The sequence below is a fragment of the Providencia sp. PROV061 genome (genome assembly GCF_011045655.1).
Taxonomy (GTDB): Bacteria; Pseudomonadota; Gammaproteobacteria; order Enterobacterales; family Enterobacteriaceae; genus Providencia; species Providencia hangzhouensis.
In genome coordinates this window covers 315,653-338,383 of record NZ_CP042861.1, presented here as the reverse complement: position 1 = coordinate 338,383, position 22,731 = coordinate 315,653, and the positions used below count along the sequence as shown (strand labels likewise).

Sequence of the window (22,731 nt, the reverse complement as noted above, 5' to 3'; positions counted from 1 at the left end):
ATAAATTAACGAAAAACGTGAACTTATCGGGTTAAACGATATAGTTTGGCTTTATTCCATTTTTCATTGTTACCACTATAACGATATTAGACCATAAAGCTGAGTTCATGTTCATGACTTAATCTGATTTTTGCTGTTTTCTTTGACGGTTATACCCTTTTGCAAGTAAACCGAGCTCATCGTCACGATGATATTCAGACACAACAATTTGATTAACTTCAGAATTTGTCTGTAATTCAATTGCAATTTTACGTAGCGGCCTTATTATCATACGACTGACACACCACGTCATTCCAATAGCAATAATGAGTACCAACAATAAATAAGTTGTTGTCATCAAAGCAAGGGTATTTAGCGCAAACCGATAAACACGGTTAGGATCCACTTGTAATGTTAAATACCCTTGAGGCTTCGCTTGCAACACAACATTTCCATACGCATACAATGGTACGGTCATTTCGACAGGGATCCCCACAAAATGGGTAACCCAATTGGGTATCGGCTTCGGCGTTGCAAAGCTTAGGTTCATTACCGTTGTGCCATCAACAGTAATAATCGCGTTTCCCATAATGCCTGATGTCTTTAAGCTTATCAGCAGCCGTTTAACTTCATTAAGGTCGGAGCTTAGGAGGGAATCTGTTAATGGTTTTTGAATTTGCACTACAGCGTTACTGAGCTGGTCTAAATAATCTTGCTTACGTTGTTCAACTAAGTAACTGAATTGAATAGCTAAAAAAAGCGCAAGTGATAGTAGCGTAATCATAAAGAATACGACCATACTTTTTAATGTTAGTGAGCGTTGGACTCGGGTATTCATTTGGCCACAACCTTTCTAATCAAGCAGCTTTTTAAAGAAAACGGAAACATCAGTCAGTATACTTGATTTTATCCGTAAAAGAGTAGCTTAAAAAGAAAGATTGGGTATTTAGGACAAACAGCATGTTAAAGCGGCTTAAAGTGGCACTAGAATAAAAGACGGCAGAAAGTTAGCCTTTCCACCGTTTCACTCCTTAACTCACGACAACCGTTTGTTTTTCATCTTCATCAACTGCAAAACACGCAACTAACTGTTGGTTATATTCCTTCAATGTTGGTTGAAATTGAGTACACTGACCAAATGCTCTACGGCAACGCGCTGCAAATGCGCACCCCGGTGGTGGGTTTAAAGGACTTGGTAACTCTCCCGTTAACTTAATACGTTCGCGCCGAGCGTCTGGGTTCAACCTTGGTGTCGCTGATAATAACGCTTGAGTATAAGGGTGAAGAGGGTTATTAAAAATCTGCTCTTTTGTTCCTTTCTCCACACAGCGGCCTAAATACATCACCATGACTTCATCAGCAATATGCTCTACCACCGATAAATCATGTGAAATAAAGACATAAGACAAACCTAAATCTTGCTGTAAATCCATCATCAGATTTAATACTTGAGCACGAACAGAAACATCCAGTGCGGAAACGGGTTCATCTGCAACCACAATGTCAGGGTCAAGCATTAAACCACGTGCTATCGCGATACGCTGGCGTTGACCACCAGAAAACATGTGAGGATATCGGCTATAGTGCTCTGTTTTTAAACCCACTTTAGCCATCATCGATAATACTTTTTCCTTGCGCTGCTCTTTCGACAGTGAAGTATTAATCAATAACGGCTCTTCCAAAATTTGCCCCACCTTTTTACGTGGATTCAAAGAGCCATAAGGGTTTTGAAACACAATTTGGATTTTTTGGCGACGCAGTTTCTCTGCAGACTTATCTTTTACTAACAAGTTTTGGTCTTGGTAATACAACTCGCCCTCAGAAGGTTGCTCAATCATGGTTAATAAACGACCTAATGTCGATTTACCACACCCCGACTCCCCAACCACGGCCAGTGTTTTACCTCGTTCTAGCTCAAAAGAGACTCCATCCAATGCTTTTAAGGTTTTTTCAGCAGCAAAAACCCCTCTTTTGACGGAATAATATTTTTTCAAATCCACCGCTTTGAGCAATGGAGTGTGTTGTTTATCACTCATAATGTTGGCCTCCCCATATCATCCAGCGGCATATGGCATTTGACTTGGCGATCACCAACGGTTTGTAACATTGGCTCTTCTTGACGGCATTTCTCCGTTGCATACGGACAACGTGGGTTCAATAAACACCCTACAGGCCTATCGTATTTTCCGGGGACCACACCAGGAAGTGAGGCTAAACGGGATTTATTCGTCGCAAATTCCGGCAAGGCACGTAATAGCGCTTGTGTATAAGGATGGCGAGGATGTTTAAAAATATCACTTGCTTTGGCGGACTCCACCACCTGCCCCGCATACATCACAATAATATGATGCGCAGCTTCTGCCACTAAAGCGAGGTCATGCGTGATAAGCACTAATGCCATATTTTCTTGTTGCTGCAATTCCAACAATAATTCAATAATTTGGGCTTGAATAGTAACATCTAATGCCGTTGTCGGCTCATCCGCAATCAATAGTTTAGGCCGGCATGCTATTGCCATAGCAATCATCACACGCTGGCTCATTCCCCCTGACAATTGGTGAGGATACACATCTAAACGTGATTGTGGGTCAGGGATACCCACCATGTCTAGCAGGTCAACTGCCCGTTGCTTACGCGTACTTTTGCTGCCGCCTTGGTGGACTTTCAATGCTTCCATAATCTGATAACCCACCGTAAAACATGGGTTTAAACTAGTCATCGGGTCTTGGAAAATCATCGCCACATCGGCACCAACGATTTGCCGGCGCTCTTTTTCAGGGATTGACAGTAAATCTCGCCCATCAAATTGCAATGAATTCGCCATCACTTTTCCGGGGTAATCAATTAACCCCATAATAGCCAGTGAACTCACTGATTTACCTGAACCAGATTCCCCTACAATACCAACGACTTGGCCTTTATCAACGCTATAGCTGATGCGGTCAACGGCGCGAAACGGTGCCTTTTCGTCTCCGAAATGAACCGAAAGTTGTTCTACATTTAACAATGCCATTTGGTTACCTCATCACTGCTTGAGTTTTGGATCAAATGCATCACGTAACCCATCACCCATTAGGTTAAACGCAAGCACCGTCAATAAAATTGCCAGTCCAGGGAAAGTCACAACCCACCATGCGCTTTGTGCAAATTGCAGCACATCAGACAGCATCGTTCCCCACTCAGGAGTTGGTGGCTGCGCGCCCATTCCGAGGAAACCCAAAGCAGCCATGTCTAAAATGGCATTCGAAAAACCTAAAGAGGCCTGTACAATCAATGGTGCCAAACAGTTAGGCAAAATATTCACGAACATTTGGCGTACTGCCCCTGCACCCGCAACACGAGAAGCCGTCACATAGTCACGGTTGACTTCCACTAAAACAGCCGCTCGTGTTAATCGAATATAGTGAGGTAATGCAACAAACGTCAAAGCAATCGAGGCATTAACAATCGAAGGTCCAAAAATGGCGACCAGTACCAAAGCTAATAACAAACTTGGCAATGCCAACATGATATCGACAACTCGCATAATTAATGCGTCAACGACACCACCAAAATAGCCAGCGATCACACCAATAGTGACCCCCATGATTAACGACAGCACAACCACTAAACAACCAACTAGCAGTGACAGGCGGGCGCCATACATTAAACGAGAGAGTAAATCACGCCCAACATCATCAGTGCCTAAAATAAACTGCCAACTTCCCCCATCTTCCCAAACTGGCGGAGCAAGTAAGAAATCACGAAATTGTTCATCTGGAGCATGTGGAGCTAATATACCTGCAAAAATTGCAATCAGTACCATCAGGATAATGTAGAACATCCCGACAACTGCTCCTTTGTTACGTTTAAAATAATGCCAAAATTCTTGTAATGGTGTCATCGGCTGTGGGGCGCTGACAACGGTTGGCTCAGTAGATTGAGACATTTAGCGCTCCTTATTTCTTATGACGAATACGTGGGTTTACAATGCCATACAGCACGTCGACCACTAAGTTTACGAAGATAATCAGTGTAGCAACCAGCAGAACTCCCCCTTGTACCACAGGGTAATCACGACGCTGTAGCCCTTCGATTAACCAACGCCCTAACCCAGGCCATGAGAAAATAGTTTCTGTCAAGATAGCCCCTGCTAACATCACCCCAACCTGCAAGCCAATTACCGTAACAACGGGTAATAATGCATTACGTAGTGCGTGAATTAAAATTACGCGAGCGCGGCCAAGACCTTTAGCACGTGCAGTACGAATATAATCCTCTCCCAATACTTCCAACATTGACGAGCGAGTCATACGCACAATAACGGCTAATGGGATCGTACCCAAAACAATGGAAGGCAATATCAAGTGCTCTACCGCATCAATAAAATCGCCATCTTCACCCCAAATTAGGGTATCAATTAGCATAAAACCGGTCAGAGGCTGGGAATCATCAAGAAAAACAGTGTCACTCACTCGTCCTGCAACAGGGGTGAGGTCTAATTGCACCGACACTAACATGATGAGCATGATCCCCCACCAGAAGATAGGCATTGAGTAGCCTGTTAAAGAAAGGCCAATCGCAGTATGGTCAAAGATTGAACCACGTTTTACTGCGGCTAAAACCCCAACTGGGATCCCTACAGAAATTGCAAAAATCATGGCACAAGTTGCCAATTCCACTGTCGCTAAAAAACGGGGCAAAAACTCTTCCCATACACCGATGCGACTTTTTAAGGAAATCCCTAAATCACCATGAAATATCCCATTGATATAATGAAGATATTGTTTCCAAAGTGGCTGATCAAGCCCTAACTCTGCCATTAAATAAGCATGCCTTTCAGGGGATAGTCCCCTTTCACCGGCCATGATCATCACCGGGTCGCCTGGGATCATGTGGACAAAGGCAAAAGTCAATAATGTAATACCGATAAACGTGGGGATCACAAGCCCCAATCGTCGGAGGATAAATTGCAACATATCCTGAATCTCTTTAATAATGCCGTTGACGGCTCTTAGTCCGTTTGGCTACTCAGAAAATTGCTTTTCCGGGTGCTCACAAACAACTTAACTTCTCTGCTTCTTCTAGAGAAGAAAACGCCCTCCGCTCTAAACCAGCAACGAAGGGCATAGACAGATTAGATACGATTACTTCTCAATATCGACGTTTTCGAAGTGGTGCTTGCCTAATGGGTCAACCACATAGCCTTTGACTTCTTTACGTACGGGTTCAAACACTGTAGAGTGCGCGATAATCAGGGCTGGCGCCTGCTCATTCATCACAACTTGCGCTTGTTTGTACAGTTCGACTCGCTTGTCGTGATCTGCTGTTTGGCGCGCTGGTTGGATCAAGTTCTCAAAGCTTTCATTACACCATTTTGAGTAATTAGAACCTTGCTCTTTTGCTGCACAGCTAAACAAGGTTGCAAAGAAGTTATCAGGGTCCCCATTGTCACCCGTCCAACCCATCATTACTGTTTGTGGCTCACCATCTTTCGCACGTTTGAGGTACTCTCCCCATTCGTAGCTAACAACTTTTGATTTAACGCCAACTTTTGCCCAGTCTGCTTGGATCATTTCCGCCATACGGCGTGCATTTGGGTTATATGGTCGTTGAACAGGCATAGCCCACAGGTCAATTTCAAAACCATTCGGGAAACCCGCTTCTGCTAATAAGGCTTTGGCTTTTTCAGGATTATATTCGTAATCGTTTACCGCATCGTTATAGCCCCACATTGTCGGTGGGATAAGGTTTTTCGCTTTTTGGCCTGCACCTTGATAAACCGCTTCGATAATTGCATCTTTGTTCACCGCCATAGACAGTGCTTGGCGAACCTTTTGATTATCTAATGGTTTTTTCTCAACATTATAAGAGAGATAGCCGACGTTTAGGCCTGGTTGCTCCATTAATGTAATGTCTTTATCTTGCTTCATGCGCTCTAAATCAGCCGGATTTGGATATGGCATGACTTGGCATTCATTTTTTTGCAGTTTTGCATAACGAACGGAAGCATCTGGTGTGATAGAGAAGACTAAACGGTCAAGTTTAGGTTTTGTACCCCAATATTGGTCATTGGCTTTATAAAGAATACGAGAGTCTTTTTGGTATTGTTGCAGAACAAATGGGCCCGTTCCAATTGGGTTTAAGTCCACTTTCTCTGGCGTACCCGCTTTCAACATCTGGTCTGCATATTCAGCAGAAAGAATCGATGCAAAGTCCATTGCCATATCAGCTAAGAATGGTGATTCTGGGCGAGTTAATGTGATTTTTACTGTGTTATCATCGACTTTTTCAACTTTATCGATAATTTTATCCATATCCATTCCCATAAAGTATTCGTAGCTACCGCCTGAAACTTTATGATATGGGTGATTTGCATCTTTTTGGCGCATAAATGTATAAATCACATCATCTGCGTTAAGATCACGGGTCGGTTTAAATTCTTTGTTAGAGTGCCATTTGACACCCTTACGTAGATGGAAAGTGTACTCTTTACCATCATCACTCACTTCCCAGCTTTCCGCTAAACCCGGTTCAATTTCCGTTGTTCCTAATTTGAATTCAACTAAACGGTTATACAGCGGGATAGAGCTTGCATCATAGGTTGTTCCTGATGTGAACAACTGTGGGTTAAAGCCTTCTGGAGAACCTTCAGAACAGTAAACTAACGTTTTTGCCTGTACTGTTGCTGATACTGCTAATGCTGCCAATGTAAGTCCTACAGTCAGTAGACCTGTCTTTTTAATAGAGCGCATCTGTATGCTCCTATGGTGTTCATGTTGTTTTGCTTGATGTCTAGATCCGTCATAAAAGCGACAGATGTAGTATCTGTATTTTTTGTTATTCATTGTGCAATTAATCAACTGTCACTCACTTCGTCAATAGCCACATTTACGCTCCACCCACAATTCATGTAACATATTAGAAACAATTAGCATTGCAATTTAGCTTAAAATTTCATAATGAAGTGCAAGATGCAGGTGTTATAACCATATAATTAGTAGTGAATAGGGTTTTATATCGAGGTTATTTATTTTTATATTTGTGATTAAGTGCTGAATTACTGAACGAATATAGTGCTTTTGTTGGCATGATACGAAATAAAACACTAGAGAGAATCGATGTGGAAATTATTTTAGTATGTAATTATTTAGTTTGTTTTTTATGCAAATAAAAAACATTCAACTGCTTTCACTAAACATAATTTTAACCAATTGATAACTTAAAGAATAAAATAATACTGGCTGTAGTTTGTATTCTTATTTTCCAAAGTACAGAATATGCTTTAATACTGATGATAAAAACTACAATTGCCTAATATTACCTAGGTCATTTTAAATAGATACAATCACCAGCTTTAACCCTATGATTTAATTAATAATGAAATTTCATTTGAAGGCTCGAACTCATTGAATTTGCCAGTAGTCGGTCAGTTTGCCAAACTGGCGCTTCTACAAATAAATGATATGACAAACTCCCAATTTGGCCTTTAGCTCCGACTCTCCCTCCCAGCAATAGGTTTTCTTTCCAAAATGTGGCTCTATCATTTGATGTTGTTCCTAAACCTAACGAGGTATATAAAGCCATTTGCGGCCATGGGCTCTGCCAGACCACCTCGTTTTGTAGCTTTAAGCTATTATCCCCCATTTCAAGGTGCTCAGCTCCACCGATAAAACCACTAACACCTCCAAATCCAGTAAGTGATCCTTGGTCTAATAAAACATCTAGCTTGTCACGACTTAATTGCATATCAAATTGGCTTTGATATTGAAAAGGGGAGGCTTCCTTCATTGCTGAAGCCGAAATCTGTAAAACCTGTGGCTTATTTAAACCCGTAATTTGCTGTACATTGGTACCAAACCAGTTAGTTCCTTGTTTATACGTTAATGTAACTAAAGCACTTCCCCGTAGAAAATTGACCTGATGAGTTAACCCACCAATGATGTAATGAGCCAAGCGTTGTTGTGTTCGTAAGTGTAGGTCAGCCAAAAACATGTCACTTTTTTGGCTTTCAGACCCTAGACTTAATGAAGTTACCGTTTTTTCTGTTCGTTTTAATAAATATTCGGCTTGTAGTAATAAGAAGCCGTTATGCTGCTGTAGTGGTAAAGCGGCATCATTACTGGTAATAACTGTTTTATTTTCCTGATACCCACTAAATATTGAAAACAACCAATATTGATAAGGGAGAGAGTAAAACAATATTGCTGATTTAATTTCAGTTTCTTCTGTGTTACTAAATTGGCGGCTGATTTCTGAATATAAAAAATCACTTCGTAAAAAAGGATTGGCGACCATAAAAGTATGGCCAACAGTGCTACCGACTTGCCGAGAAATTGAGTGTGATTCAAAAGAAAGCGCACCTTGGAATTCGCGTCGGTGCTGGCCTACCACGACAATTTGAGTAGCATTCCCATAGCTATCATCAGGAATTAGTTTGATATGGAAAGGAAGTAAAGATGTATTTTGCAAATTGTACAAGCCTTGTTCAATTTGCCGTAAATTAAGCGTATCACCTAACTGGAAAGGAAATATGTGTGGTAGTAATTTATCTTCTGACTGCTCATTTTGATAAACCACAGAAGAAACCGTTCCTGCTATTATTTTTGCTTGCAAAATACCAAACAGAAAAGTTTGCTCAGGGTAATACAAGTAAGAGGTCAGATAGCCTGCATGAATTAACTTCGCCGTAATATCATCTGCATAGTTGAGTAAGCCTTGTTCATCAATACATTGGCCCTCTATCTTTTGCCGCCATTTATTGACTTGGCTAACAGCTATTTCCTTAATCTGCTCAAGCCCAATGAAATGTACTTGGTTTATCATAATACAAGTAGATGGCATCTCAACAATACCATTTGGAGGCGCTATAGGCGCGCTATAAGCTTTAAAGCCAATAACGGTATAAAGACTTAATAAGAAGAAACAAAGATGTATCGATAAAACGTTATTAACTTTCATTAACGAGTCCTTGTAATGAAAAAGCGTTTTTACCTAAAACAACATGAGTGAATCAGCTTATATATCAACAGAGATAGGTTATTGAGTGCAAGCCAAGTTAGTCTGAAATAGTTGGGGTGAAAAATAGGAAGGGATATAAACGAAAAAACCCACCTCAATGAGATGGGTTCTAAAATTTGGTCGGCGAGAGAGGATTCGAACCTCCGACCCACTGGTCCCAAACCAGTTGCGCTACCAAGCTGCGCTACTCGCCGAAAACGGTGTGAATAATACTGCCAAGAACGGAGATCGTCAACCCATTTTTCGCCAATTCTGTTCGTTTGCTGATAAAACCACCAAAACAGTAAGGCTTATATGCAAATTACCTTATTTTAAGTAAAAAATAAGCACTAGAATATTTTAGTGCTTATTTATCAAACAGGTTAGCGTTTATAAAAATAACGTTAACTACAAGCTAATAACCTATTTTTAAGGCTATTGAAGCAAAGAAATATCCGCTACTTTTAAGAACAACTCACGTAATTGGCTTAATAGCGTCAAACGATTAATACGAACCGCTTGGTCTTCATCCATTACCATAACATTTGCAAAGAATTCATCCACGATATCGCGTAAAGAAGCTAATTCAACTAAAGCCTCTTGATAATTCCTTTCTGCAAACATTGGCGCAAGTTTATCTTGCAATACCACAACATGGGTCGCAAGTTTGACTTCTTCAGGTGTTTTTAGAACAGAAGCTAAAACGTTATCAGCCAATTTTTCTTCTGATTTGCTCAGAATATTGGAAACACGTTTATTTGCCGCTGCAAGTGCCTGCGCCTCTTCTAATGAACGGAAGTGAGTAACGGCTTTCACTCGTGCATCAAAGTCAGCAGGTTGTGTTGGATGACGAGCTAATACCGCTTGGATGGTATCAATACTATAGCCTAATTCTTGATACCAAGAACGGAAACGACCAAGCATGAACTCGACAACGTCATTAACCACATTTTTATTGGTTAATTTATCACCGTATAAACGAGCTGCTTCTTCTGTCATTTCAACAAGATCAAGCTGGTAGCCTTTTTCTACGATGATGCGTAAGACACCTAATGCAGCACGGCGCAAAGCGAATGGGTCTTTATCGCCTTTAGGATGTTGGCCAATACCAAAAATACCAGCAAGCGTATCCATTTTTTCAGCCAATGCTAATGCGGCTGAAACATCAGTCGATGGAAGTGCATCTCCAGAAAAACGCGGTTGGTACTGCTCTTTTAAAGCTAATGCAACGTCTTCTGACTCACCATCATGGCGTGCATAATGCATTCCCATAACGCCTTGAGTGTCTGTGAATTCAAACACCATATTAGTCATTAAGTCACATTTTGCTAATAAACCAGCTCGTGTCGCATGGTTTACATCTGCACCAATTTTGTTTGCAATCCAGCCAGCTAATGCTTCTAAACGGTCAGTTTTATCACGCAGTGTACCTAATTGTTTTTGGAACAATACAGTTTCTAAGCGTGGTAAGTTATCTTCCAAACGTTGTTTACGGTCAGTTTTAAAGAAAAATTCGGCATCGGCTAAACGCGGACGTACAACTTTTTCGTTACCTGAAATAATTTGCTGAGGATCAGAAGACTCAATATTTGCCACAAAGATAAAATTAGGCATTAACTTGCCCGTCTTATCATAAACTGGGAAATATTTTTGGTCCCCTTTCATGGTATAAACTAGCGCTTCTGAAGGAACATCTAAGAATTTCTCTTCAAATTTAGCTGTTAAAACGACTGGCCATTCAACCAATGAAGTCACTTCTTCAAGCAAACTATCTGTTAAGTCAGCTTGGCCACCAAGAGCCTGAGCCGCTTTTTCCGCATCTGCTTTAATAACCGCTTTACGTTCTGCGTAATCCGCCATGACTTTACCGCGTTCACGTAAAATGGCTGGATATTGTTCCGCATTATCAATAGTAAATTCAGATTCACCCATGAAACGGTGACCACGAATTGTGCGCCCGCTCTTAATACCTAAAATTTCGCCATCAATAACATCACTACCCAGTAACAATGTTACCGTGTGCACAGGGCGAACAAATTGTGTGTCCTTATCTGCCCAACGCATTAATTTAGGTATAGGTAATTTGGCCAATGCACGGCTAACCATATCAGCCAGTAATTCACTGACTGCCTGCCCTTTCATTTGGGCACGATAGAGTAGCCACTCGCCTTTATCCGTGGTCAAACGCTCAGCTTGATCAACGGTAATACCACACCCGCGAGCCCAGCCTTCAGCGGCTTTAGTTGGTTGGCCATCTGGACCGAATGCTTGAGAGATAGCAGGGCCGCGTTTTTCAATTTCACGGTCTGGCTGTGAAGCCGCTAAATCAGCGACTTTAAGTGCTAACCGGCGAGGAGCAGCAAACCACGTTACTGCACCATGAGCAATATCTGCCCCATCAAGTTCAGCCGTAAAATTTGCAGCAAATGATTCAGCTAATGAACGAAGAGCCTTCGGCGGTAACTCTTCGGTGCCGATTTCCACAAGGAAAGTCTGTTGAGTCATGACAGCCTCTTAGTTCTTATGACACATAGGGAATCCAAGCGCTTCACGAGAAGCATAATACGCTTCTGCAACCCCTTTGGTTAGGGTACGAATACGTAAGATATAGCGCTGGCGTTCAGTAACAGAAATGGCTTTACGTGCATCGAGTAAGTTGAAAGTATGGGCCGCTTTCAAGATACGTTCGTATGCAGGTAGTGGAAGTGGCGTTTCCAAAGCCAGCAAGTGTTGAGCTTCTTTTTCGTACTCTTCAAAGCATTTGAAAAGAAAATCAACATTTGCGTATTCAAAGTTATAGGTTGATTGCTCAACTTCGTTTTGATGATAGATATCACCATAAGTGGTTTTACCCAATGGGCCATCACACCAAACAAGGTCATACACGCTGTCCACGCCTTGGATATACATCGCTAAGCGCTCTAAACCGTATGTAATTTCACCTGTTACTGGTTTACACTCAAGACCACCGACCTGCTGGAAGTAAGTGAACTGAGTAACTTCCATACCATTAAGCCACACTTCCCAGCCTAATCCCCAGGCACCTAATGTTGGGTTTTCCCAGTTATCTTCAACAAAACGAATGTCGTGAACTGTTGGGTCAACACCTAATTCTTTTAAAGAACCAAGGTATAACTCTTGGATATTGTCTGGTGATGGCTTGATGATCACCTGAAACTGGTAATAGTGTTGTAGACGGTTTGGGTTTTCACCATAGCGACCATCAGTTGGTCGGCGAGATGGTTGAACATAAGCCGCTGCAATAGGCTCAGGGCCTAATGCACGCAAACACGTCATTGGGTGAGAAGTTCCAGCGCCGACTTCCATGTCCAATGGTTGAACAATGGTACAGCCTTGACGCGCCCAGTAGTCCTGTAATGTCAGGATAAGACCTTGAAAGGTTTTGGTATCAAACTTTTGCATGTTAGATCCGCACGCGATACGTAAAATTTAATGAAAGTACGCCAGTATACCCTTTGACCGCAAGATATACAGCATTGAATATGTCTGTATTTATTCTAAAAATAAAAAAAAATACTTTCACCCCTTTTAAGCTGGTTATTTATACAGTATAAATAGTTTGTTTTTTGAAGCAAACCAATTACCATTGTAAAAAGGATGAAAATGGATACCACACTAACACGTTGCCATTGGGTCAATCAGGATCCTGAATATATCGCTTATCACGACCATGAATGGGGTAAACCCACTTATGATAACTTAACATTATTTGAAATGATCTGCCTTGAAGGCCAACAAGCCGGGCTCTCTTGGTACACCATTTTAAAAAAACGCCAAGGATATCGTGATCTATTTCATCATTTCGACCCTGAAAAAATTGCATCAATGAATGAAGACGATATTGAGCGACTCATGCAAGATACTCGGATCATCCGTAATCGATTAAAAATTAATGCAATTATTGCAAATGCAAAAGCTTATTTAGCCATGAAAGAAAATGGTGAAGACTTCTCCACTTTTATTTGGCAATTTGTTAATGGCCAACCCATTATCAACGGTTGGGAGCTCTCATCACAAGTTCCTGCGGAAACCGAACTTTCTAAGCTTCTCTCCAAAGCGCTCAAAAAACGTGGGTTTAAATTTGTCGGCTCAATTACTTGCTACGCCTTTATGCAAGCAACTGGCATGATAAATGACCATTTAGTGAATTGTTGCCAATTTAAATAAATTAGTTTTTATCGGTGTAACTCATCGAGTAAAAAGAAAAATAAACCACCAAAGCATTAACATTGCAACATTTTAGACTGTTAAATATATCCATCTTGATATTTTATCTTAATAAAAGATAGAAATTGGTGGTTGAACTCTGAGGTGCAGCGGAGTATGTTTTAAATTCCATTAACAATCTAATAAATATATGTGAATAAATGCGATGATATTTTCTAAATTTGGCAATAAATTTGCTAAAAATTCAGGTATTTCATTATTAATGAAAGACTTGAATGAAGGCATAAGAACCCCTGGCTCCATTATGTTAGGGGGAGGAAATCCTGCTCATATCCCTGAAATGGATAAGTATTTCCAAGATCTGTTAGCTGAGATGTGTGCTAATGGCCAATTGACGGACACTTTATGTAATTATGATGGTCCTCAAGGTAAAGATGCCATGTTGAAAGCGCTTGCAGCAACGCTAAAAGCAAAACTAGGTTGGAATATTAGCGCGAAAAATATTGCCCTATCTAACGGCAGCCAGAGTGCTTTTTTCTATCTATTTAACTTGCTAGCCGGTCGCTTTGAAGATGGTATCACCCGTAAAGTGCTATTTCCTCTTGCCCCTGAATATGTCGGTTATGCAGACTCAGGTCTTGATGATGGCTTATTCGTTGCTAATAAGCCACAAATTGAATTTTTACCTAATGGTCAATTTAAATACCGAGTCGACTTCAACACATTAGAGGTTACTGATGATATTGGTGTGATTTGTGTGTCTCGCCCAACAAATCCGACTGGTAATGTCATTACTGATGAAGAAGTTGAGCATTTAGACCAACTAGCTAAACAACATAATATTCCACTACTAATAGATAATGCTTATGGTGTTCCTTTCCCTGGCATTATTTTCAGCGAAGCTACGCCATTTTGGAACGAAAATGTCATTCTTTGTATGAGTTTATCTAAACTTGGTTTACCAGGAACTCGATGCGGCATTATCATCGCTAACGAAGAAATCATTGAAGCTGTTAGTAATATGAATGGCATCATCAGCCTTGCTCCTGGTGGTATAGGCCCTGCACTTGCTTTAGAAATGCTTAAAAAAGATGACCTTATTTCATTATCTAAAAATGTAATTGGCCCTTTTTATAAGCAACGTGTAGAAGAAGCCATCGAAATTATTCGTCGTTATATTCCAGAAGATAAGTGTCTAATTCATAAGCCTGAAGGTGCTATTTTCCTTTGGTTATGGTTCAAAGACTTACCAATTAATTGTTTAGAACTATATCAACGCTTAAAAAAACGCGGTGTATTGATGGTACCGGGTCACTACTTTTTTCCTGGTATTGAACAAGATTGGCCACATGCGCATCAATGTATGCGTATGAACTATGTCCCTGAGCCAGAAAAAATTGAACAAGGGATCAAGATATTAGCTGAAGAGCTTGAAAAAGCTTATCAAGAAGTGACCTGCTAGTTGTGAAACGACAAGGTACTTTTAGCCCTGTTATTGCAATATTTAGGTAAAAAAAAAAGCCCTTTCATATAGAAGGGGCTAAAAATTAGCGAGAACTCCGTAATTGAAATCAAATTAACTTTTCAATACGAATATCATTCAAAACTATTAGAACATCTTTTCTATTTGGTTATTGCTTAAACAAAAGCACTTTTTGCCCCTATATATCGTGATACCTTTCATTACTGCCTTATACATCAAACATCAAAATCCAAATATCATATTGAAAAAGCTATAATTTTAGAAATTTCAATAGAATTTCTGCTATTCATCGGTTTAACAATCACATCTAGCTAAACCGCCCAAAATAAAATAGCCAGCAATTGTGGAGAAATAATTCTTAAAAACATCGCTAATGGATAAACCGTTGCATAAGACAATGCCGGAGCACCGCTGGCCGCATGAATATTATTTGCAAAAGCCAGTGCAGGAGGGTCTGTCATAGAGCCCGCTAGCACCCCACAAAGGCTCAAATAGTTCATTTTGCCAAAAATTCGAGCTACAACACCTGTAATAAATAGTGGTACAAACGTAATCAATAGCCCATAACCAATCCACGTTAGCCCATCACCTTTAATTAAAGTATCAATGAAGCCACCACCAGAATTGAGCCCAACAACAGCGAGGAACATGACGATTCCCAGTTCTCTCAGCGCTAAGTTTGCACTCGGAGGCATAAACCAATATAAACGCCCTATAGTCCCTATACGACCGAGAATTAGAGCAACAACCAGTGGCCCTCCCGCTAATCCTAGTTTCAGTGCGGCAGGAAAACCAGGAACAAAAACGGGTATTGACCCCAGCACAACTCCAAGCCCTATCCCGAGGAATACAGGTAACATTTGAACTTGCTGTAGTTTCTGTTTCGCATTACCTAACAAAGCGGTGACGGCTTCGATTGACTCAGGACGTCCAACAATATTTAAAATATCACCAAATTGTAAAACCGAATTGTTATTAGCAACTAAATCAATACCAGTACGGTTTAATCGTGTCACAACAACATCATATTTTTGTTTTAAGTTTAAGTCTTTCAGCCTTTTACTTAGTACGGCATCATTCGTCACCACCACACGAACGGAATGCAAAATAGAGCTTGATGTCGACAGGGATACGTCAACTTCCTCACCTAATATTAAACGAACTTTATTTAAATCATCTTTTAAACCAACAACGTGCAATAAGTCACCTAAATGAATTTCTGTGGTAGGCTGAGGAACAACCAGCATGTCCCCACGTTTTAATCTTGAGCAAACAATAGCTTCACTACCAAGCAGTGGGATGTCTTGCATCATTAAGCCATCAAGATTGGCGTTACGAATGGCAATGTTCATAGTCTGCAGAGAGTCGCGCTGTTGAAAAGTGGAACTATTAAATGCAGAAGCTTCTTTCTCTACTGAAATTCTAAAGATAATGCGTACTAACCACATCACCAATAAGATGCCACAAATCCCCATAGGGTAAGCCATGGCATAGCCCATCCCCATCTGGCCAACAAGATTAGGGTCAGATCCTAAGTCAGTTAAAATTTGCTGACCAGCACCTAAAGATGGCGTATTCGTTACCGCCCCTGAGAAAATACCTAAGATAATCGGTAATGGAATATTCGCGACTTTATATATGATTGCTGTTACCACTGCGCCTAAGACAACGACCATCAACGCAAAGCCATTTAGTTTCAGCCCTGAAACGCGTAGAGAAGAGAAAAAACCAGGCCCAACCTGAATACCTATTGTGTATACAAACAGTATCAAGCCAAATTCTTGAATAAAATGCAGCATGTCTTTATTAAGTTGCAAGCCATAACTTTGGGCGAAGTGTCCAACAATGATCCCCCCAAATAGAACACCACCAATCCCTAGCCCAACACTCCGGATCTTCCAATTTCCAATCCATAGCCCTAAAGCAGCAGCTAACGCCAACAAACTTACAGTAAGAGCTAATTCACTCATAGACCGCATCCTTTTGACGACAAGTTACCCGTTAAACACACCCAAATAGGTGATAAAACATACTACTGAATCGATTATGCCAAATAGCATGAGGGTAATATGTGCCATAGAGCACAGTTCAGAAGGAATAAATGATCTATTTTTTTAGAATTTTCAACCTGATAACAAATATAAAATAGTATGTCTTTATTTCTTAACGTTATTTATCATTCATAGAAATAGCTACTTAAGACAAACATTTTTAGTTAATAGCTACAAGTAAACTATTAACTAAAAAAATACATACGGTTAAATAAAATAATAATACGACACCATTATTGTGAATTTCTTGTTTTTAGTTATTATAAGTAAATATTGGGGACGACAAACTAAATACAGGTTAACAATGTCTATGCCGAGTTTAATTTCAATACGATTATATTTTCTTATCGCACCTCTTATTTTGAGTGGTTGCTCCAGTATTATGACTCATGCAGGCCCATCAGAAGGTTATTACCCTGGATCGAAAAACAGTATTAAAATGATTAAAGATGATGAGACCGGCTGGGTTGTTAAACCTTTACTTGCTATTGATTTACCCTTTTCTGTTGTTATGGATACTCTTTTAATTCCTTTAGATTACGCGAAATCGGGTAATGATGATAAAGCAGACTCACCCAAAAAACGCATAGAAGAACTTGAAAATAAAGATAAAACCAAAAAGTAATTCAGGCTCAATCAAACGTTTGTAATTAAAATTTCATTGTGTATTAACTGTATTTATGAATACATTATTTTTTAATCTAAGATCTGACCAATCATTTATATAATATCTGTTTAATTATTATCTTATTATGATAACCATCTCCTTAACTTAAATATTCTATTCTGTTTATAAGTATTTTTGCACTCATTACATGAATAATTAACAATTAAATTTTTTAAATGCTAATCAGAGAAAAATAAAAACAGTCACAGATAAAAAAAAGCTTATCAATACTTTTTTTATTCGTGACTGTAGTAACATAATTATTTTATTTGCTGTTTAAACCCGTTTCTACGGTATAAATTTGCCTAAATCCATCAATATCTCGCATAAACGCAATCAATTCATCATTAGGTGAAAATACAACGGAATCAGCAACAGGAGCAAGTTCAGTACGCTGCGTTAATTTTTGTATGGTTCCGCTCACGACATGACAATACACGACACTATTGTCACAAATAAAGCAAATGTGCTCACCTTTACTATCCCAGCTAAAGGCAGACTGAACCGGTGAAGAACCCTGAGTTATCTGCCTTTGCACTCCAGTCAGCGTATCAACTAACCACAATTGAGCATTACCGTCATCATCATTCATCAAACAAGCGATTGATTTACCATCTGGCGAAGTTCTTAGCCAATGTCGTGGCTGCTTCGCTAAACCAGGAAATTTTTTATCGTGTGTATAAGTTAAACGCCTTTGCTGTATACCTTTTGGTGGGGAAGGCATGCTTGATTCTGTTCCTTGGATAGGAGATTCCCCCGCAATCATGTAATCCTCAAGCTGTGAAGGTAGGTCAACAATATAGATCTCAGGAATAATTTCTCCATTTGTAGAATGAGTGTCACCAATAAACACCAGCGCTCTTTCTTGCCACTCTCCATTCTCTTTTTGATAACCTTTTTGACCTACCCAACCCTCTTCATATGCACGGCTAATCTCATCGCTGCTAGGCTTAGGCTGTTGCGTTGTTCGCGTCACAACACAACAAAAGTAATCGCCACTATATTCTCGAAAATGTATTTTAGGACTCACATTAACAGGCCCAATAGGTACTGCAATTGCCACATTTCGTTGGTCTAATTGCACATCTAATTCATGCATTACATGGTCATTATAGGTAAAACTCAACCACTTTCCGTCTGGACTAAAAACATGGACATGAGTCCCCCCACGCAACGCCCCCACTAAATACGGAGGGGTAATACACATTGCATCAATTGGGTGAGCTACATTTAATTGATCTTCTTTAACATACACCCCTCTTCGATGGTGAAAGTCATATTGCCACTGTTCATCAGGGTACTCAGGGCCATGGATAAAAGCATATTGAGTTGGCAGTTGAGGACTTACCGTTACCACTCCAACATGAGCCCCATGACTTGCACGATAAACCTCAACGACTTGTAATGTTTTTACATGAATTTTTTCTATAGATAAACCTGTAAAAGAACTACCGCTCGGCCGTATATCATACGCTAACCACTGGCTGTCTGGAGTCCAGATATTAATATTCGTTAGTTGGTGGCTTCGTTCATCATGCGTTAAACGTGTTTCTTTATAGGGCAATTTATTATTCAATCTGTTATCCTTTGACATCATTTAATATCGCTATCGGATTACTTTAACTAATCTAGTTTAATCAATACTAAAAAATCTCAGTCGAGAAGTTTCATAAGTAATATTACCCTTTAGCAATAACCTTAATCTCGAACAAAACTACCATGTTATTAAGTGTACTTTATATTATTGGTATCACCGCAGAAGCCATGACTGGAGCACTTGCGGCTGGCAGACGAAAAATGGATGTCTTTGGCGTCATTATTATTGCGTCCGCGACGGCAATTGGTGGTGGTTCCGTCCGTGATATCTTACTTGGCCATTACCCCCTAGGTTGGGTGGAACATCCTGAGTATATCCTGACTGTTGCAGGCGCTGCGATTGTGACAATCTGGATAGCCCCTATGATGAAACATTTACGCCGATTATTCCTCATATTAGATGCTATCGGACTAATTGTATTTTCTATACTTGGCGCCCAAATAGCACTCGATATGCACTACAGCCCAATCATTGCAGCTATTGCAGCAGTGATTACTGGCGTTTTTGGTGGTGTGTTAAGAGACATGCTGTGTAACACAATCCCTTTAGTTTTCCAAAAAGAAGTCTATGCTGGCGTTTCTTTCGCTGCCGCTTGGATCTATATTGGCCTATTACAAACGCCTTTACCTAAAGATATCGTGGTTATTATCACACTCGTTGTTGGCTTGAGTGCAAGGCTAATAGCCATTCGTTATCGTCTCGGTTTGCCTATTTTTAATTACGAAAACCAAGATTAATCTAATCAATAAAAGAGTTTCAGCCATTAATGATTTACTATTGATGGCTTGCTATTGATGGCTGAATCGCTTTCATGTCAGACAATATACGTAAAATAGATTCAATTTCTGGTTCCGCTAGCCAACTAGCTAATTTTTTCTTTTGCAGCTTCGTCAAATTTATACTGTTAACCCATGATGGGTCATACAACATACCTATGTCAGTCACTTTCCCTACTTGTAATTTAGTTAGTGGAATTGCGAGACCTTTTAACCAAAGCGAAATAGGTTGATCCTTTGCCATTTTCAGTTGCTTTACTAACATTTGGTGTTTTTTACCTTTCGATAAATCGCTTTGCCATTGTTCTGACAACCAAGTTGTTAATCGAGTTAGGTTATGGTTTTCTACCCACTGGCGCCATGTAGCCTCACTTATTCCTCGCATACGTAGTTGTTTACCTAACCACGTTAACCTTGCAACAAACTGCTGTGAGCAAACTTCAGTATAAGTAAGACAACTGAGTGAGTGAAATTGCTTTAAGGTTGATGTCTCTGGATATTCGCGTTCCTCTCGTCGCCAAATAACATCTTCAATCTTTGGACTTCCTAGCCCTGAAAGAGAGACAAGTATTTTATCTCCAACAAGTAAATCTCGTTTTTCCCATGATGATAATGATCCAGCATTTACCTTTGAAATAGTTTTCGAGTCAATATTGATGGGGGTTATGCTAGCTACAACACTAATTCTCCCGGTCCTTCCTATATTGAACTGAAGCTTAGTTACCTCTGATAGCACACTGCGTAATGGATATTTCCATGCAATCGCCCAACTATTTTGTTTTGATTGCCAAGCTGATGCTGCTGGCGCTGGAAAATTTTTAAGCACTACGCCATCTGTAGCAAATGGTAATTGCCCTTGATAATAGTATTCCCTTAGTTGCTTAGCTTGAATCTTATTTTCAATTTTATGGCTATATTGTTCAGCAAGCGGAAAACCTATCTCAGAAAGTAATGTTAACTGTGTTTTTGGATTAGCATCCCCCGCAGGCCATGCCCAAATAAAAATACCAATATTTTCTTCAAGGGCGGTTGGCTCATTTTTTCGCATTAACCACCCCGCAATCTTATTACGAGCGTTCACTCCCCCACTTTTAGCTTGAATATGTCCATTCATACGCCAAAACAATTCGCCTTGAAGAACTAACATGCCTGAATATTTGATTTGTTTGGGTATCGCAGGAATAAAATCTGCTTTTGCCCGCCACTCGATTCCTTCAACACTATTTCCTCGGCTAATCATGGAAATAAGCTTGCCATTTTTATAAACCAACGTTACTGCTACACCATCAACTTTAGGTTGTAGCCAGATATTTTTACGTGTTTCTATCCAGCTATAAACTTCTAATTCATTGAGTTTCTTTAACCCTGTATGAGGAATGGGATGCATAGTTAGCTGTGATTTTTCAGGTAATAGTACTTCTGGCAATTCTTCGGGGAGTTGCTGGCATCGTTGTAAAGAACGCCATAAATTAAATAGCTGGTCATAAGCTTCATCACTAATGGAACTGCTACCCGCCAAACGGTAAGCTTGGTTCCACAGTTGTAATTGTTTTCCTAACCGATGACTTTCCTGAATTATTATTTTACTATTTTGTTTTTCACACGGTTTATTAACGGCAATTTGCTGCGTTGCTTGAGCAACATTAATACACACCATTACCCCAACAATTAACCCACTTAGTCTATAAACTGACGCGAACCAATAACCATACAAAATATAAATCATAACTATTCCTTGTTATTACCAATCCATTAAGATGTTACTCTTTTAAAGCATTTTCTCCTCAGTTGCTAAGCATCAAACAACCTCTCAAAGTCTTCATCCTCAAAAGAAGTTGTTTGCAAAAGGCTTCGCAAAACTAATGATGCTTTCATGAGTAATAAGTTAATTTCTCGAGCCCGTTCACAATTTAGTTACTAATCAAATTCATTTAATTAAAATTCATGATTTATTGATATCGCTGCATGTTGATGCAAGTCCGTGTATACTATGTCGGGTTTATCACCATCTTTTATGTTTAATCCTCGACTATTCAAGAAATCATCATGATACAAGGCACGTTATATATTGTTTCTGCCCCTAGTGGAGCAGGGAAATCAAGTCTGATTCAGGCTTTATTAAAAACACAACCATTGTATGACACACAGGTTTCCGTTTCTCATACAACTCGAACTGCACGTCCAGGAGAAGTCCATGGCGAGCACTATTTCTTTGTATCTGAAACTGATTTTTTACAAATGGTCGACAAAGGTGAATTCCTAGAGCATGCATACGTTTTTGGGAATTATTATGGGACGTCCAAACCTATCATTGAAGATGTATTAAATAGTGGTGTTGATGTTTTTCTTGATATCGATTGGCAGGGAGCGCAGCAGATAAGAGCCAAAATGCCTGAGGCGCGTAGTATTTTCATTCTCCCACCATCAAAAGATGAACTTTATCGCAGACTGCGTGGTCGTGGGCAAGACAGCGATGAAGTTATTGAAAAACGCATGTCACAAGCAGTAGGTGAAATTGAACATTTCAACGAGTATGATTACCTTATTGTTAATGATGATTTCAATACCGCACTGAGCGATTTACAATCTATCATCCGTACTGAGCGTTTAAAATTAGGGCGTCAAGTTCAACGACATGATGCTTTAATCAGCAAATTACTAGCAGACTGAGAATAGTTTCAGTATCATATCAGGTCATTTTTTTATTTCTTTGGAGTAGCACATTTATGGCACGCGTAACTGTTCAAGACGCAGTAGAAAAAATTGGTAACCGCTTTGACCTCGTATTGGTTGCGGCACGTAGAGCTCGTCAGTTACAAACGGGTGGAAAAGACCCTTTAGTTCCTGAAGAAAATGATAAATACACTGTTATCGCATTACGTGAAGTAGAAGAAGGCTTAATCAACGGTCACATTTTAGATGTGCGTGAGCGCCAAGAACAGCAAGAGCAAGAAGCGGCTGAAATGCAAGCAGTTTCTGCAATCGCTGAAGGTCGTCGCTAATCACTAAGG

General features: G+C 40.0%; 18 protein-coding genes and 1 tRNA gene. 6 read left to right on the top strand and 13 right to left on the bottom strand.

Annotation, left to right across the window (positions count from 1 at the left end; genetic code table 11):
- Positions 1–118: 118 nt before the first annotated feature.
- The 10 genes from FVA72_RS01560 to glyQ form a co-directional block, all read right to left on the bottom strand.
- Positions 119–817, bottom strand: a complete 699-nt coding sequence (locus FVA72_RS01560; protein WP_036958595.1) for a HAMP domain-containing protein — start codon at positions 815–817, stop codon at positions 119–121.
- A 193-nt stretch (positions 818–1,010) separates the two neighbouring features.
- Positions 1,011–2,015 carry a dipeptide ABC transporter ATP-binding subunit DppF gene (dppF, locus tag FVA72_RS01555; protein ID WP_004262626.1) on the bottom strand — a complete coding sequence of 335 codons (1,005 nt, stop codon included), beginning with the start codon at positions 2,013–2,015 and terminating at the stop codon, positions 1,011–1,013.
- Positions 2,012–2,992 carry a dipeptide ABC transporter ATP-binding protein gene (gene dppD / locus FVA72_RS01550; RefSeq protein ID WP_110592669.1) on the bottom strand — a complete coding sequence of 327 codons (981 nt, stop codon included), beginning with the start codon at positions 2,990–2,992 and terminating at the stop codon, positions 2,012–2,014. Before dppD ends, dppF begins: the two co-directional genes overlap by 4 nt.
- Before the next feature lie 12 nt (positions 2,993–3,004).
- A complete protein-coding gene (gene dppC / locus FVA72_RS01545; protein WP_004262633.1) occupies positions 3,005–3,907 on the bottom strand; it encodes a dipeptide ABC transporter permease DppC in 903 nt (300 codons plus the stop codon).
- 10 nt (positions 3,908–3,917) lie between these two features.
- Complete coding sequence (gene dppB, locus FVA72_RS01540; RefSeq protein WP_004262635.1) at positions 3,918–4,937, bottom strand: dipeptide ABC transporter permease DppB; 1,020 nt, start codon at positions 4,935–4,937, stop codon at positions 3,918–3,920.
- Positions 4,938–5,105: 168 nt separating this feature from the next.
- Positions 5,106–6,713 carry a dipeptide ABC transporter periplasmic-binding protein DppA gene (gene dppA, locus FVA72_RS01535; protein ID WP_004262639.1) on the bottom strand — a complete coding sequence of 536 codons (1,608 nt, stop codon included), beginning with the start codon at positions 6,711–6,713 and terminating at the stop codon, positions 5,106–5,108.
- Positions 6,714–7,332: 619 nt separating this feature from the next.
- Positions 7,333–8,919, bottom strand: a complete 1,587-nt coding sequence (locus FVA72_RS01530; RefSeq protein ID WP_110592670.1) for a ShlB/FhaC/HecB family hemolysin secretion/activation protein — start codon at positions 8,917–8,919, stop codon at positions 7,333–7,335.
- A 177-nt stretch (positions 8,920–9,096) separates the two neighbouring features.
- Positions 9,097–9,173: transfer RNA gene (locus FVA72_RS01525), tRNA-Pro, on the bottom strand.
- Between the two features lie 220 nt (positions 9,174–9,393).
- Positions 9,394–11,463 (bottom strand): glycine--tRNA ligase subunit beta, encoded by a 2,070-nt coding sequence (gene glyS / locus FVA72_RS01520; RefSeq protein ID WP_004262644.1) that lies wholly within the window; start codon positions 11,461–11,463, stop codon positions 9,394–9,396.
- 9 nt (positions 11,464–11,472) lie between these two features.
- Positions 11,473–12,381, bottom strand: coding sequence for a glycine--tRNA ligase subunit alpha (glyQ, locus tag FVA72_RS01515; protein ID WP_004262647.1), 909 nt, complete (start codon positions 12,379–12,381; stop codon positions 11,473–11,475).
- A 201-nt stretch (positions 12,382–12,582) separates the two neighbouring features.
- Between glyQ and FVA72_RS01510 the strand changes: the two genes are divergently transcribed.
- Both FVA72_RS01510 and FVA72_RS01505 read left to right on the top strand, forming a co-directional pair.
- Positions 12,583–13,146 carry a DNA-3-methyladenine glycosylase I gene (locus FVA72_RS01510; protein WP_110592671.1) on the top strand — a complete coding sequence of 188 codons (564 nt, stop codon included), beginning with the start codon at positions 12,583–12,585 and terminating at the stop codon, positions 13,144–13,146.
- 205 nt (positions 13,147–13,351) lie between these two features.
- On the top strand, positions 13,352–14,608 hold the full coding sequence (locus tag FVA72_RS01505) for a valine--pyruvate transaminase (RefSeq protein WP_094960801.1): 1,257 nt from the start codon (positions 13,352–13,354) through the stop codon (positions 14,606–14,608).
- 332 nt (positions 14,609–14,940) lie between these two features.
- Here the strand turns inward: FVA72_RS01505 and FVA72_RS01500 are convergent, their stop codons facing one another.
- A complete protein-coding gene (locus tag FVA72_RS01500) occupies positions 14,941–16,599 on the bottom strand; it encodes a putative transporter (protein ID WP_004262657.1) in 1,659 nt (552 codons plus the stop codon).
- A 391-nt stretch (positions 16,600–16,990) separates the two neighbouring features.
- On the opposite strand from FVA72_RS01500, the gene FVA72_RS01495 reads away from it, so the two are divergent.
- A complete protein-coding gene (locus FVA72_RS01495) occupies positions 16,991–17,305 on the top strand; it encodes a YceK/YidQ family lipoprotein (protein ID WP_096863582.1) in 315 nt (104 codons plus the stop codon).
- A gap of 307 nt (positions 17,306–17,612) precedes the next feature.
- On the opposite strand, the gene FVA72_RS01490 is transcribed toward FVA72_RS01495, so the two are convergent.
- Positions 17,613–18,944, bottom strand: a complete 1,332-nt coding sequence (locus FVA72_RS01490; RefSeq protein WP_172974359.1) for a DUF3748 domain-containing protein — start codon at positions 18,942–18,944, stop codon at positions 17,613–17,615.
- 122 nt (positions 18,945–19,066) lie between these two features.
- On the opposite strand from FVA72_RS01490, the gene FVA72_RS01485 reads away from it, so the two are divergent.
- Positions 19,067–19,681, top strand: coding sequence for a trimeric intracellular cation channel family protein (locus FVA72_RS01485; protein ID WP_004262660.1), 615 nt, complete (start codon positions 19,067–19,069; stop codon positions 19,679–19,681).
- A gap of 37 nt (positions 19,682–19,718) precedes the next feature.
- Here FVA72_RS01485 and ligB read toward each other — a convergent pair whose 3' ends face one another.
- Positions 19,719–21,446 carry an NAD-dependent DNA ligase LigB gene (gene ligB / locus FVA72_RS01480; protein WP_110592672.1) on the bottom strand — a complete coding sequence of 576 codons (1,728 nt, stop codon included), beginning with the start codon at positions 21,444–21,446 and terminating at the stop codon, positions 19,719–19,721.
- A 320-nt stretch (positions 21,447–21,766) separates the two neighbouring features.
- On the opposite strand from ligB, the gene gmk reads away from it, so the two are divergent.
- Together gmk and rpoZ are read left to right on the top strand one after the other, a co-directional pair.
- Positions 21,767–22,390 (top strand): guanylate kinase, encoded by a 624-nt coding sequence (gmk, locus tag FVA72_RS01475; protein WP_110592673.1) that lies wholly within the window; start codon positions 21,767–21,769, stop codon positions 22,388–22,390.
- A 56-nt stretch (positions 22,391–22,446) separates the two neighbouring features.
- Entirely contained in the window at positions 22,447–22,722 is a 276-nt protein-coding gene (gene rpoZ / locus FVA72_RS01470; protein WP_004262665.1) for a DNA-directed RNA polymerase subunit omega, read from the top strand.
- Positions 22,723–22,731 lie beyond the last annotated feature (9 nt).

Coding starts and splice junctions, on each gene's coding strand:
- rpoZ (WP_004262665.1), top strand. CDS start 22,447: ATGGCACGCGTAACTGTTCAAGACGCAGTAGAAAAAATTGGTAACCGC.
- FVA72_RS01530 (WP_110592670.1), bottom strand. CDS start 8,919: ATGAAAGTTAATAACGTTTTATCGATACATCTTTGTTTCTTCTTATTA.
- dppA (WP_004262639.1), bottom strand. CDS start 6,713: ATGCGCTCTATTAAAAAGACAGGTCTACTGACTGTAGGACTTACATTG.
- gmk (WP_110592673.1), top strand. CDS start 21,767: ATGATACAAGGCACGTTATATATTGTTTCTGCCCCTAGTGGAGCAGGG.
- dppB (WP_004262635.1), bottom strand. CDS start 4,937: ATGTTGCAATTTATCCTCCGACGATTGGGGCTTGTGATCCCCACGTTT.
- FVA72_RS01485 (WP_004262660.1), top strand. CDS start 19,067: ATGTTATTAAGTGTACTTTATATTATTGGTATCACCGCAGAAGCCATG.
- FVA72_RS01495 (WP_096863582.1), top strand. CDS start 16,991: ATGCCGAGTTTAATTTCAATACGATTATATTTTCTTATCGCACCTCTT.
- FVA72_RS01490 (WP_172974359.1), bottom strand. CDS start 18,944: ATGATGTCAAAGGATAACAGATTGAATAATAAATTGCCCTATAAAGAA.
- ligB (WP_110592672.1), bottom strand. CDS start 21,446: ATGATTTATATTTTGTATGGTTATTGGTTCGCGTCAGTTTATAGACTA.
- FVA72_RS01500 (WP_004262657.1), bottom strand. CDS start 16,599: ATGAGTGAATTAGCTCTTACTGTAAGTTTGTTGGCGTTAGCTGCTGCT.
- FVA72_RS01510 (WP_110592671.1), top strand. CDS start 12,583: ATGGATACCACACTAACACGTTGCCATTGGGTCAATCAGGATCCTGAA.
- dppF (WP_004262626.1), bottom strand. CDS start 2,015: ATGAGTGATAAACAACACACTCCATTGCTCAAAGCGGTGGATTTGAAA.
- dppC (WP_004262633.1), bottom strand. CDS start 3,907: ATGTCTCAATCTACTGAGCCAACCGTTGTCAGCGCCCCACAGCCGATG.
- glyS (WP_004262644.1), bottom strand. CDS start 11,463: ATGACTCAACAGACTTTCCTTGTGGAAATCGGCACCGAAGAGTTACCG.
- dppD (WP_110592669.1), bottom strand. CDS start 2,992: ATGGCATTGTTAAATGTAGAACAACTTTCGGTTCATTTCGGAGACGAA.
- glyQ (WP_004262647.1), bottom strand. CDS start 12,381: ATGCAAAAGTTTGATACCAAAACCTTTCAAGGTCTTATCCTGACATTA.
- FVA72_RS01560 (WP_036958595.1), bottom strand. CDS start 817: ATGAATACCCGAGTCCAACGCTCACTAACATTAAAAAGTATGGTCGTA.
- FVA72_RS01505 (WP_094960801.1), top strand. CDS start 13,352: ATGATATTTTCTAAATTTGGCAATAAATTTGCTAAAAATTCAGGTATT.